The organism is Caulobacter sp. Root1472, assembly GCF_001426985.1.
GTDB classification, from domain to species: domain Bacteria; phylum Pseudomonadota; class Alphaproteobacteria; order Caulobacterales; family Caulobacteraceae; genus Caulobacter; species Caulobacter rhizosphaerae.
The window spans coordinates 123,507-135,712 of sequence record NZ_LMFX01000051.1 but is presented as its reverse complement, the minus strand read 5'-3'; the positions used below and the strand labels follow the sequence as shown (position 1 = coordinate 135,712).

Below are 12,206 nucleotides of genomic sequence, written 5' to 3'. Positions count from 1 at the left end.
ATCAACAACTCAGCCCCAAAACGCAAAGCGGGCGCTGGATCGCTCCAGCGCCCGCTCGCTTCAGCCTGGCCGGAGAGGCTTAGGCGGTGATCGACGCGACGTCGACCTTGAAGCCTGGCCCCATCGTCGAGGACAGGCCGATACGCTTCACATAGACGCCCTTGGCGCCCGACGGCTTGGCCTTGTTCAGCGCGTCGACCAGGGCCTTGACGTTGATCAGCAGGGCTTCGTCCGAGAACGAGATCTTGCCGATGCCGGCGTGGACGATGCCCGCCTTCTCGACGCGGAACTCGACGGCGCCGCCCTTGGCGTCCTTCACGGCCTGGCCGACGTTCGGGGTCACGGTGCCGACCTTCGGGTTCGGCATCAGGCCGCGCGGGCCCAGCACCTTACCGAGGCGACCGACCAGGGCCATCATGTCCGGGGTCGCGATGACGCGATCGAAGTCCATGAAGCCGCCGGCGATCTTTTCGTACAGGTCTTCGGCGCCGACGTGTTCGGCGCCCGCCGCGGTGGCCTCGGCCGCCTTGGCGTCCTTGGCGAAGACGGCGACGCGGACGTCGCGGCCGGTGCCCGACGGCAGGTTCACCACGCCGCGGACCTGCTGGTCGGCGTGGCGCGGGTCGACGCCGAGGTTGACCGAGATCTCGACGGATTCGTCGAACTTGGCCTTGGCGTTGGCCTTCACGAGAGCGATGGCGTCGGCGACGGCGTGGGCGGCTTCACGATCGCCGGTCCAGGCCTGGATGCGCTTGGGTTGCTTGGCCATGGTCTTAGGCCTCCACGATCTTCAGGCCCATGGCCTTGGCGGAGCCTTCGATGATCTTGGCCGCAGCCTCGAGATCGTTGGCGTTCAGGTCCTTCATCTTCTTTTCGGCGATCTCGCGCAGCTGGGTGCGGGTCACTTCGCCGACGGTCTCGCGACCGGTCAGCTTGGCGCCGGACTTCAGGCCGGTGATCTGCTTCAGATAGTGCGTCGCCGGGGGGGTCTTGGTGACGAAGGTGAACGACTTGTCTTGGTACACGGTGATCACGGTCGGCAGGGGGGTGCCCTTTTCGACGTTCTCGGTGCGCGCGTTGAACTCCTTGCAGAAGCCCATGATGTTGACGCCGCGCTGGCCCAGTGCGGGGCCGATGGGCGGTGAAGGCGTGGCGGAGCCGGCCTTCACCTGGAGCTTGATATAGCCCAGGATCTTCTTAGCCATTGTATCCTCTCAAGAAAGCCGAGCTAACGGCCTTCGCTGGTTGGCCGTGGTGCGGGCTGGCGGCCCTCCCACGGATTTGATCTCGCCCATAACGACGAGCACGCCCCGGGACGGGGTCCTGGGGCGAAGGCGCGGCATGTAGCAGGCCCGCTTCGGAAGGGCAAGCTTCGACCGCTAGAAGAGATAGTCTCCGGCGTGGAGCGGGGTCGACACGCCGCTCAGCCCCACCACGAAATCCGTCCCGCTGACCGAGACATAGGTATCGCCGCCCGAAACCGTAAAAATGAGGCTGGCGGCTGGATCGGTATGCAGCGCACGAAGATCCAGGACGTCGACGCCGGACTGGAAATCCTGGACCCTGTCGAGCTGCTGGCGCGTGGACTGCGCCGCCGCGGTCCATACGAAGGTGTCGCGTCCCAGGTCGCCATAAAGCATGTCGGCGCCGAGCCCGCCGTTCAGGCGGTCGTCGCCGGCGCCGCCGAGCAGCAGATCCTGGCCGGCTCCCCCGGAAAGGCTGTCGGCCCCGTCTTCGCCGTTCAGCGAGTCGTTTCCGTCGCCGCCGTCCACCAAGTCGTCGCCGGCCTGGCCGAACAGGTTGTCATCGCCGGCGTCACCGAAGAGCCGGTCGGCGTCCAGCCCGCCGATCAACAGATCGACGCCCGCGCCGCCGAGCAACAGATCGGAGCCGTCGCCGCCCGCACCGATGCCGCCCTCCAGGATGTCGTCGCCGTCCTGGCCGAACAGGCTGTCGTCGCCGGCGTCACCGAAGAGCCGATCGGTGTCCGCGCCGCCGATCAGCAGATCGACGCCCGCGCCGCCGAGCAACAGATCGGAGCCGTCGCCGCCGTTGAGGCTGTCGTTCCCCGCTTCGCCGTTCAAAGAGTCCGCACCGCTGCCGCCCTCCAGGATGTCGTCGCCGTCCTGGCCGAACAGCCGGTCGTCGCCGGCGTCACCGAAGAGCCGATCGGTGTCCGCGCCGCCGAGCAGCAGATCGGAGTCGTCGCCGCCGTTGAGGCTGTCGTTCCCCGCTTCGCCGTTCAAGGAGTCCGCACCGATGCCGCCCTCCAGGGTGTCGTCGCCGCCCTGGCCGAACAGATTGTCATCGCCGGCGTCACCGAAGAGCCGGTCGGCGTCCAGCCCGCCGATCAACAGATCGACGCCCGCGCCGCCGAGCAACAGATCGGAGCCGTCGCCGNTTGTCATCGCCGGCGTCACCGAAGAGCCGGTCGGCGTCCAGCCCGCCGATCAACAGATCGACGCCCGCGCCGCCGAGCAACAGATCGGAGCCGTCGCCGCCGTTGAGGCTGTCGTTCCCCGCTTCGCCATTCAAGGAGTCCGCACCGATGCCGCCCTCCAGGATGTCGTCGCCGTCCTGGCCGAACAGGCTGTCGTCGCCGGCGTCACCGAAGAGCCGATCGGTGTCCGCGCCGCCGANCCGCACCGATGCCGCCCTCCAGGATGTCGTCGCCGTCCTGGCCGAACAGGCTGTCGTCGCCGGCGTCACCGAAGAGCCGATCGGTGTCCGCGCCGCCGAGCAGCAGATCGGAGCCGTCGCCGCCGTTGAGGCTGTCGCTTCCCGCTTCGCCGTTCAGGGAATCTGCGCCCGCCCCGCCGTCCAGCCAGTCGTCGCCATCCTGGCCCAACAGCCAGTCGTCGCCGGCGTCTCCGCGGAGCCGATCGGCATTGATCCCACCGGTTAGCAGGTCGTTGCCGGCGCCGCCGAGAAGCAGATCCTGGCCGGCCCCGCCTGAAAGGCTGTCGGCGCCGTCTTCGCCGCTCAGGGAGTCGTTCCCGTCACCGCCTTCGAGCAGGTCGTTATCGCCTTGGCCGAACAGCCGGTCGTCGCCGGCGTCCCCATATAGCCGGTCGTCGTTGACTCCGCCCACTAGCAGGTCGGCGCCGTCGCCGCCGAGCAGGAGGTCGAAGCCGTCCTCGCCATACAGGGTGTCGTTTCCGACTTCCCCGGCCAGGGAGTCATGACCCGCGCCGCCAGAGAGGTAATCGTCTCCGTCCTGGCCGAAGACCCGGTCGTCGCCCCCCTCGGCATAGACCGTATCTCCACCGCCGCCGGCGATGATCAGGTCGCTGCCGACGGCCGGGCCATAGATGGAGAAGGCGTCGCCGTGAATGACGTTGACCTGGCCGTCGCCGATCAGCGTGTCGCCGAACCATGAGCCGATCAGATTTCGAATGCCGCTCAACGTGTCGACGCCAGCGCCGCCCGTGTTCTGCGCCCCGGTGAGCTGGAGGTTCACCGTGACGGCGAAACCGTCGGTGTAGCTGACGGTGTCGTTTCCGCCTCGTCCGACAAGCTGATCGTCGCCGTCCCCGCCAACGAGGATGTCGTCGCCGCCGCCGCCCGTCAGCGCGTCGTTCCCCGCACCGCCATTCAGCGTGTAACCGGCCGTGTTCGACAGGCTGATCGCCAAGCTGTCGTCATAGGCCGTGCCCTCCAGGGCCTCGACGCCGAAGAGCGTGTCGACCCCACCGGCGCCTGACGCGATGGTCCCCGCGCCCACGACCACGGTCACCCCCGACGCGAGGTCGGCGTAGCTGAAGCTGTCGAAGCCCGCCCCGCCGTCGATCGTGTCGTTCCCGGCGCCGCCGTCCAGCAGGTCGTCGCCGTCGCCGCCGGTCAGGATGTCGTCGCCGTCGCCGCCGTGGAGATGGTCGACCGCTAATGATCCCTCTAGGCGATCATTGCCGCCGTCGCCGTAAAGCGCACTACCGGTCAGGCCAGCGGGGCCGATGTTCGATCCGCCGATCAGGTGGTCGTCGCCCAGGCCGCCGCTGAAGCCGACCGCGATTCCCTGCGCGGTCATCAGGTCGTTGCCCGCCCGTCCCTCGAATCCCACATAGCCGCCGTCGGGAACATCGGCGCTCGTCACCAGGATGATGTCGTCGCCGATCGTGCCCTGCATGTACTCGGAGTCGGGATAGGTCAGGGTTTCGCCCACTATGGCGCCGGACGGCGACATGCCCCTGAAGTTCTCGACAGTCAGGGCGCTCGACGTGACGTTCTGCAGCCGGAGAACGCTCCGCCAGCCCTCGCCGCCGCCCGCACCGTCGAGGTCGACATCCACCACCGTGTCCGCGCCGTCCTGGCGCAGTTGAGCGTAGCCGGAGGTGAAGGGATTGGTCGCGCCGTCCCAGGCGTCCGCGGCAAGGCCGTTGTTGCGGGCGAACATCAGCACCTGATAGAGGTCGATGCGATCTCCCGACGCGCCGGTCTCGAAATCGGTGATCACATAGGGCGATGATGTCGATACCTGGGGGTCCGGCCCCTGCTCCCGGAAGTCGAAGCGCACAAAGTCCCGCCCGGAGCCCAGCGTCAGGGTCGCGTTGGGCAAGGCGGTGTCGGAGACGTCGACCTCGATCAGGACAATGTCGTCGCCGTCGCCCAGGTCGGCGACCAGATGAGGGGACTGGGTCAGCCATATACCGCCATAGAGTTCCAGGCGGTCGTCGCCCTGCCCCAGGTTGATCGTGGCCTGGACGTCTCCGGTGAAGTTCAGATAGGCGCGATCATCGCCCAAGCCGCCCTCGACGAGGACGGTGCGGGGCAGACTCTCCGAGTTCCAGATCGTGAAGGCGTCGTCGCCGTCCCCGCCGTACATCCGGTCGTCGCCGTAATAGTCGGATAAGAAGCCGTCGTTGCCGACGCCGCCCTCCATGAGGTCGTCGCCCTGGCCCCCGCGCATGTAGTCGCTGCCGTCGCCGCCGACCAGATGGTCGTTCCCGCCCTCGCCGTAGAGGTCGTCGTTGCCGGTCCCGCCCTCGAGCAGGTCGTCACCGCCCGCCGCGTGGACGACGTCGTTTTCGGGACCACCGACGAAGTGATCCGCGCCTTCCGTCGGTCCGACACCTGAAGCCCACATAACGCCCCCCCCGAGCCGTGCTCTTCATCACCCGTCGCATCCGCAAATCGGATCGTCAAGGTTGCATCGAACGCGAATGGAGCTGGCGCTCGGCTCGCGCCCGACCGTGTCGATCAGGTCGAAGACCAGCTTCGACGCCCCGGCCGCCACCCGCCACAGAAGAGGCCAGAATGCACGGCAGCGGCGCGGCTCGCGGACACTGGGCGGCGAGCATCAGCCGCAGAACCAAGCCTCCGACCGCGGCGGAGCCAGCGGTCAGGGAAGAGAGCTTTCGGTGGAAGGCGGACATCGGCCAGTCCGGAGAAGACCCGTCTTTGTCGCGCCGAACGGCGTAGGCGGGGCGTGAAGGCCGCTACATCGCCAGCATCCAGACCGCCATGGCGCCCATCATCAGGTTCTCGGTCAGGGAGACGAAGCCCAGCGGCACGTTGCTGTCGCCGCCGACGCACGCACATTTCAGCTCGCGCTTGTCAATATAGACGGCCTTGAACACCGACACCGCCCCGACGGTCCCGATGAACAGCGCCACCGGGGCCGACAGCCAGGTCAGGGCTCCGGCGATCATCAGCACTCCCGCCCCGACCTCCGCGAACGGATAGATCCGGGCATAGGGCAACCAGCGCTGGGCCAGCAGGTCGTAGCCCAGGAACATGGTCGAGAAGGTCTCGACGTCGCGCAGCTTCAGGATCCCGAGCACGCACATCGAAAAGGCGATGAACCACTGGAGCGCGTGGACGGTCAGGACCTGGCCCGTCATGGCGTAGCTGGCGGCCAGGGCCATCAGGGCGGTGACGGCGAACACCGCGATCACCGGCGTGTAGGTCAGGGCCTTGGGGTCGCGCACCTTCAGGCCGAAGTGGCGGCGCAGGTCGTCGTAGCCGCCGATCCGACGCCCGTCGATGAAGGCCTGGGGCGTGGTCGCCACCCCGTGGGCGGCCTTGAAGACGTCGATCTCCTCGCGCGTCGTCAGCAGGTGGTCCTCGACGGCGTAGCCCTGGCGGCGCAGCAGGTCCTTGGCGCGCAGGCCCCAGGGGCAGGTGTGCTGGTCGGTGACCATCCGGTGCAGGACGGCGGTCCGGGGCGAGGTCTGGGCGGCGGGGGCGGTCATCGCGGGGTCTCCGGCTTGATCGAAAACAGATCCCCGCTCATATGGGTTCCGTACCATGGTACGGAGTCAAGGGGTCGCAAGGCGATGAAGACGACGACGATCGCGGGCCTGGCCCAGGCCGGCGGAGTGGGTGTGGAGACGGTGCGCTACTATCAGCGGCGCGGCTTGCTGGAGCAGCCGCCGCGGCCCGAGGGGGGCGGTTCGGGCGGCGGGGTGCGGCGCTATGGCGAAGCCGACCTGCGCCGCCTGCGCTTCATCCGCGCGGCCCAGGCCGCCGGCTTCACGCTGGAGCAGGTGGCCGAACTCCTGGCCCTGGACGCCGGCGACGACCACGCCCGGGCGCGCGGCCTGGCCCTAGAGCGCATCGCCGCGCTGGACGCCAAGATCGCCGAACTCCAGACGGCCCGCGACGCCCTCAAGCGCCTGGCCCGCGCCTGCGGCGAGACCACCGCGGGCCCCTGCCCGATCCTGTCGGCGTTCGAGGGGGCTTAGGGACTGTCGATGGCCGGCGCCGTGGTCTGGTCCTCGTCCTTCGACAAGCTCAGGATGAGGAGCATGGGCGCGCCCGAGTTCATGCCCGTCTCGAAGCCCATCTCGACATACTGGTCGCGCCCGGCCTCGGACTCGAAGGTGGTGACCATGGTCAGGGTTGGACCGAAGGCGCGGCGTGTAGCAGGTGAGCCTCGCCAAGGCAGGCTTGGCTCGCCGGCTGCTCCCTAGAAGAGGTAGTCTCCCACGTGCAGGGGCGCGGTCACGCCGCTGAGCACGAGTGCGAAATCTTCACCGCCGGGCGCCGTATCGCCGTTGGCGTCGACGTACAGAACGGTGCTGCCGTTGACGATCTCGAAGCGCAGGCTCGAGGCGGCGCTAACCCGCAGCGCCCGCAGATCCAACACGTCCTGACCGACTGTGAAATCCTGCACGACATCCTTCGCCCAGACCGGCGAGTCCGCTTGCGACGTCCATTGGAACACGTCGGCGCCCGCGCCGCCGTTCAATTGGTCCAGACCGGAACCGCCGATCAGCGTGTCGTCGCCAGCTTCGCCAGACAGGCTATCGTCGCCCCCACCGCCCAGCAGTGTGTCGTTGCCTGTTTGCCCGAACAGTTGGTCCCAATCCAGGCCGCCTTGGAGCAGATCGTCGCCGGCCCCACCGACCAGCAGGTCGTCGCCGGCCTCGCCCGACAGGGAGTCCGCGCCGTCATCACCCACCAGAATGTCGTCGCCGTTCTGGCCGAACAGGTGATCCGTGTCGTCGCCGCCATACATGCGGTCGCCGCCATCGCCCCCGATCAGCAGATCGACGCCGGAGCCGCCTTGCAGCAGGTCGTTTCCAAGGCCGCCGTTCAGTTGATCGTCGCCGGCTTCACCCAGCAGCGAATCCACGCCCGCATCGCCGGCGAGCACATCGGCCCCTTCCTGCCCAAACAGCAGATCGTCGCCTTCGCCACCGCTCAGCCGGTCCCCGTCGAGCCCGCCGATCAGCAGGTCGGCGTCGTCTCCGCCGAACAGCTGGTCTGCTCCCACGCCACCGAGAAGCGTGTCCGCTCCGCTGTCTCCCCACAACATGTCCGCACCGTCTTCGCCGACGAGAACGTCGACATTGTCCTGCCCGAACAGCCGATCATCGCCCGCGCCGCCGTACAGCTGGTCGTCGCCCTGCCCCCCCTGCAGCAAATCCGCGCCGAGCGCGCCGTAGAGGACATCGACGCCAGCTTCACCCGACAGAGAATCCGCGCCGTCATCTCCCGACAACACGTCATCGCCCTCTTGGCCAAACAAGGCGTCATCGCCGTCGCCACCGAACAGGCGATCGTTCTGCAGGCCGCCGACCAGAAGATCGACTTCCGCCCCCCCAAGCAGCAGGTCGGCGCCGCCGCCGCCATACAGGACGTCTGCCCCGGCTTCGCCGGACAGGGAATCGTCGTCGTCGTCGCCGTAGAGGAGATCCGCCCCGTCTTGCCCAAACAGGCGGTCCGCGCCGGGGCCGCCATGCAATTCGTCGCTGCCGCCGCCGCCCAGGAGCAGGTCGGCGCCGCCTTGCAGGAACAACCAGGCATTGGGCGAGGGGCCATCGCCGTAAATCAGGTTGGCCTGATCGTCGCCGATCAAGGTGTCCCCCGACAACGTGCCCTCCAGGCCCCGAATGCCGATCAAGGTGTCCCTGCCGACGAGATAGATATCCTGCGGCCCGGCGATGTTCAGATTGACCGTCACGCCGCCGCTGAAGTCGCGATAGCTGGCGATATCCATGCCGCCACGACCAATGAGCGTATCGTCGCCATAACCGCCGATCAGAATATCGGAGCCGCCGCCGCCGGTCAGGGTGTCGTCGCCGTACGCTCCCATCAGGATGAACCCTGTGGCGACCGCCAGGCTGATGGAGAGGCTGTCGTCGCCGTAAGCGCCGCTGAAACCCTCGATATTGGTCAGGGTGTCGGTTCCGTAAGCGCCGGTGGTCACCGTGCTGGCGCTGGTGACCAATAAGCTCAGCGTCACGCCTCCGTCGCTGAAGCCCACGATGTCGAGCCCGGCGCCGCCGTCGAGAGTATCGTTGCCGGTCCCTCCGTCCAGAAGATCATCGCCGGCGCCGCCGTTCAGGACGTCCGCGCCGTCGCCGCCGAACAACTGGTCTGGACGTCGCGAGCCGTCGAGGCGGTCATTGCCTTCCTCGCCGAGCAGAACGCTGGGATCGCTGAGATCGTACAGGCCTTGAGCGGTGTTGACCAAGTGATCGTCGCCCTCGCCGCCACGTAAACGCACGTACTGGGTCTGGCTCTCGATATAGTCATCGCCGGCGCGGCCGTAGAAATCGGAATACGGTTGGGCGTCGCTGTAGTCGTAGTGCGTCGTCAGGATGACCGTATCGTCGCCGAGACTGCCGTCGACATAGTTTTTCGGGTCGGTCAGGGTCAGGCCGGGCAGGGCCCCGCCATCGGGTGGAACGCCGTGGAAATTGGCGGCGGTGAAGCTGCTGACCAAGGTGTTCTCGAACACCATCAGGTCCCTGCCGTTGTCCGCCCCTCCGTCGCTGTCGAAGCTCAGGACCGATGCGGTCCCGTCCTGGCGCAGATGCAGATAGCCCTGGGCGAACGGGTTGCTCCGTCCATCCCAACCGCTGAAGCCAACTTCCAGATAGGAGAGATCCACCTCGTCTCCCCCGTCTCCGGCCTGGAAGTCGGCGAAACGATACTCAAGCCCGGACTCGGAACCCGAGTAGTGATAGAAAAAGAAGTAGTCGCGCCCAGCCCCCAGGGTGATCTCGACGTCCTGGTGAGCGGAATAGCCAAAGGCGCTGGCCTGAATGACGTCATCGCCATCGCCCATGTCGATATGGACGGTCATGCCGTGGCCACTTCCCTGCAAAAGCAGGAAATCCTCACCCAATCCGCCCTTGACGGTCGCGGTCTGGTCGACCTGGAAGGCCAGCTCTATGAGGTCGTCGCCAGCGCCGCCGTCCGCCAGGACGGCGCGAGGGGGTTCGCCGTCAGGACTGTGGATTGCAAGACGGTCGTTGCCGGCGCCGCCTAACAGCTGGTCGTCGCCGAAGAATGCAATAAGGGAGTCGTTGCCGTCGCCGCCTTCGAGCAGATCATCGCCCAACCCGCCGGACAGGGAATCGTCGCCCGCGCCGCCGATCAGATGATCATTGCCGGTGATGCCGCTGCTGGGATCGTCACCGTTGTCGGCGTCACCATAAAGATCGTCGTCGCCATCGCCGCCCTCGAGCAGATCGTCGCCCGACAGGCCGAACGCGTGGTCGTTACCGCCAGTGCCGACGAAATGGTCGTTACCGGCCGTCGGCCCGTTACTCGGACTCCACATAAAACCTGCCCCCGTGTCCCGACCTAGCTAGTTCGCACCCCCGACGAAACACGTCAAGATTGAACGCCTACTTCCGGGAACAACTCTCCTCCGGCTATCGAGCCGGGCAGCAAAAACCCCGCGCCGTCGCCGGCGCGGGGTTTTCGGAAGCCCGGCGAAGGAAGCCGCCCTTAGGCGATCTTCTCGACCTGGCTGTATTCCAGTTCCACCGGGGTGGCGCGGCCGAAGATCGAGACGGTGACGCGCAGGCGGGCCCGCTCCTCGTCGACCTGCTCGACCGAGCCGTTGAAGCTGGCGAACGGGCCGTCGGTGACGCGGACGTTCTCGCCGACCTCGAACAGCACCACGGTCTTGGGACGCTCGACGCCCTCCTCGATGGTGCCGATGATGCGCTGGACTTCCTTTTCGGAGACCGGCTGCGGCTTGGAGGCGCTGCCCAGGAAGCCCGTGACCTTCGGGGTGTTCTTGATCAGGTGGTAGGCTTCGTCCGAGAGGTTCATCTTCACCAGCACGTAGCCGGGGAAGAACTTGCGCTCGGCGTTGACCTTGCGGCCGCGACGGATCTCGACGACGTCCTCGGTCGGGACCAGGATCTCGGAGAAGCTGTCTTCCAGGCCGTGGCTCTTGGCCTGTTCGCGGATGCTCTCGGCCACCTTCTTCTCGAAGTTCGAGTAGGCGTGGACGATGTACCACTTGTGGTTCGGATTGGACGCGGTGTCGGTGCTCATGATGTTTCTTATCCCGCGGCGATCTTGAGAAGCAGGTTGGCGCCCCACCCCAGGATCCAGTCGGCGAAGGTGAAGAACAGCGAGGCCAGCACCACCATGATGAAGACCATCACCGAGGTGATCCAGGTCTCCTTGCGGGTGGTCCAGGTGATCTTGCGGGCTTCGGCGCGGACTTCCTGCGCGAAGCGGACCGGGTTGATCGGCTTCTTCGGCGCGGCCGGAGCCTTGGCGGCGGCGGTGGCGGCGCCCCCTTGAGCGGAAGGCGAGAGCGCCGCGGCCGTCTTGGCGGCGCGGTTCTTGATCGCAGACGGGCTAGAACCCGGTTTCCTGGCCATGACTTAAGAGGCTCGCGACTTTCGATAGGTCAGCCCGAAAACCGGGTGACCGATGACATATAGTGGCAGGAGTGGAGGGACTCGAACCCACGACCCTCGGTTTTGGAGACCGATGCTCTACCAGCTGAGCTACACTCCTGCGGAACCGCGATCCCCTTAGCGGAGATTCCGGCTTTCCGGCAATGAACATCGCGCCGGTAGGCTCTTTGAAGCCCGCCAGCGCGTTGGTCTCATCGCCAGAGCCGCGTCGTGTAGCAGGGTCGTTCGAGCCCGGCAAGCGGCCGGCGCACGTTCCGCGGATTCGGTCGCTACGGCCCCCCGGCGCTCCAAGGACGGCGCGTCTGCAAGGATCAGCCGCAGGCCCGGCGCGTTAGGCCTCTGCGCGCGTCGAAGTCCGGAGGAAACGCCATGCCGACAATCACCAGCCATGACCAGGGCCGGCCGTCCAATCGCGAGGTGGAGAACGAGAACCAGCGTCCCGCCCGAGACGCGGATCAGGGCGGCGGCGGCAAGGCTCCGCGTCCCGCGACGGAGCCCCGCGGCGCGGAAGGCAGTTCGGACTCGCCGAAGACCCGGACGGATCCGGGCTCCGGCGAAGCCTGAGTCGTCAGCCGGCCTTTTCCGCTTCCGGCGCGGCCGCCGGGGTCAGGGCGGCGCATTGGATGTTCAGATACGACCACTTCACGTCCGCGAGCTTGCGGCCGCATTGGGTGTTCTCACCCAGGTCGCGCCCTTGAAGGGAGATGGCCACACCCTTGGCCGGGTCCGGGGCCGGACTGGCGCCGCTGACGTCGTAGTAGCCGCCGCCGGGACCGCGAACCACCAGACAGGACGTCGATTCCACCGGCCGCACGCAGCCGGAGGCGGTGACCGCCTTGCCTTCGAGAGAGACCGTTTGAGCCTTTTGACCGGTGTTGCCGGTTTCCTGCCCGCAGGCAGCTACGCTTAACGCTAACAGACTGGCCGCCGCGGCGGCCTTTACGAACCTTACCCGCATACGTTCCTCCGTATCATTGGCCTCCCCGCCGTCTTCGGGCGAGAAAGCAGGAGGACAGTGCGCCCCGTTTTGAGAGGCGGCAATCACAATTTTGACACGGTTCAAAAAACAGGCGCCCGCCGTTTTGACGC

Annotated in this window: 11 protein-coding genes, 1 tRNA gene and 2 pseudogenes; 2 read left to right on the top strand and 12 right to left on the bottom strand. The window is 67.0% G+C overall.

Translation table 11 applies throughout. From position 1 onward, the window contains the following. Positions 1 to 79: 79 nt before the first annotated feature. The 6 genes and pseudogenes from rplA to ASD47_RS25120 all read right to left on the bottom strand — a co-directional run bounded on the left by rplA (position 80) and on the right by ASD47_RS25120 (position 6,191). On the bottom strand, positions 80 to 769 hold the full coding sequence (gene rplA, locus ASD47_RS25145; protein WP_028038093.1) for a 50S ribosomal protein L1: 690 nt from the start codon (positions 767 to 769) through the stop codon (positions 80 to 82). A gap of 4 nt (positions 770 to 773) precedes the next feature. Then, positions 774 to 1,205 (bottom strand): 50S ribosomal protein L11, encoded by a 432-nt coding sequence (rplK, locus tag ASD47_RS25140; RefSeq protein ID WP_007661528.1) that lies wholly within the window; start codon positions 1,203 to 1,205, stop codon positions 774 to 776. Between the two features lie 174 nt (positions 1,206 to 1,379). Continuing rightward, a pseudogene (locus ASD47_RS28400) lies at positions 1,380 to 2,400 on the bottom strand (calcium-binding protein); the annotation flags it as partial. Position 2,401: 1 nt separating this feature from the next. Beyond that, positions 2,402 to 2,639, bottom strand: a pseudogene (locus ASD47_RS28395) (calcium-binding protein); the annotation flags it as partial. Position 2,640: 1 nt separating this feature from the next. Further along, positions 2,641 to 5,083, bottom strand: a 2,443-nt coding sequence (locus tag ASD47_RS28390; RefSeq protein ID WP_369800352.1) for a calcium-binding protein, incomplete at its 3' end; no start/stop codon positions are given. A gap of 352 nt (positions 5,084 to 5,435) precedes the next feature. Next, complete coding sequence (locus tag ASD47_RS25120; protein ID WP_056762589.1) at positions 5,436 to 6,191, bottom strand: MauE/DoxX family redox-associated membrane protein; 756 nt, start codon at positions 6,189 to 6,191, stop codon at positions 5,436 to 5,438. An 84-nt stretch (positions 6,192 to 6,275) separates the two neighbouring features. Between ASD47_RS25120 and ASD47_RS25115 the strand changes: the two genes are divergently transcribed. Beyond that, the gene (locus ASD47_RS25115) at positions 6,276 to 6,683 is read left to right on the top strand and encodes a MerR family DNA-binding protein (RefSeq protein ID WP_056762588.1); all 408 of its coding nucleotides are present in this window, start codon (positions 6,276 to 6,278) and stop codon (positions 6,681 to 6,683) included. On the opposite strand, the gene ASD47_RS26945 is transcribed toward ASD47_RS25115, so the two are convergent. The 5 genes from ASD47_RS26945 to ASD47_RS25095 form a co-directional block, all read right to left on the bottom strand. Further along, entirely contained in the window at positions 6,680 to 6,832 is a 153-nt protein-coding gene (locus ASD47_RS26945) for a hypothetical protein (RefSeq protein WP_156402429.1), read from the bottom strand. The genes ASD47_RS25115 and ASD47_RS26945 overlap by 4 nt on opposite strands. Before the next feature lie 75 nt (positions 6,833 to 6,907). After that, the gene (locus tag ASD47_RS25110; RefSeq protein WP_056762586.1) at positions 6,908 to 10,015 is read right to left on the bottom strand and encodes a calcium-binding protein; all 3,108 of its coding nucleotides are present in this window, start codon (positions 10,013 to 10,015) and stop codon (positions 6,908 to 6,910) included. A gap of 170 nt (positions 10,016 to 10,185) precedes the next feature. Next, complete coding sequence (gene nusG / locus ASD47_RS25105; RefSeq protein ID WP_028038086.1) at positions 10,186 to 10,743, bottom strand: transcription termination/antitermination protein NusG; 558 nt, start codon at positions 10,741 to 10,743, stop codon at positions 10,186 to 10,188. 8 nt (positions 10,744 to 10,751) lie between these two features. Then, positions 10,752 to 11,078 carry a preprotein translocase subunit SecE gene (gene secE / locus ASD47_RS25100; protein WP_056762585.1) on the bottom strand — a complete coding sequence of 109 codons (327 nt, stop codon included), beginning with the start codon at positions 11,076 to 11,078 and terminating at the stop codon, positions 10,752 to 10,754. Between the two features lie 63 nt (positions 11,079 to 11,141). Beyond that, positions 11,142 to 11,217, bottom strand: a tRNA-Trp gene (locus ASD47_RS25095). A gap of 269 nt (positions 11,218 to 11,486) precedes the next feature. Here ASD47_RS25095 and ASD47_RS25090 point away from each other — a divergent pair. Then, positions 11,487 to 11,681 (top strand): hypothetical protein, encoded by a 195-nt coding sequence (locus ASD47_RS25090; RefSeq protein ID WP_056762584.1) that lies wholly within the window; start codon positions 11,487 to 11,489, stop codon positions 11,679 to 11,681. A 4-nt stretch (positions 11,682 to 11,685) separates the two neighbouring features. On the opposite strand, the gene ASD47_RS25085 is transcribed toward ASD47_RS25090, so the two are convergent. Beyond that, entirely contained in the window at positions 11,686 to 12,180 is a 495-nt protein-coding gene (locus ASD47_RS25085) for a hypothetical protein (RefSeq protein ID WP_235526217.1), read from the bottom strand. Positions 12,181 to 12,206: the final 26 nt, after the last annotated feature.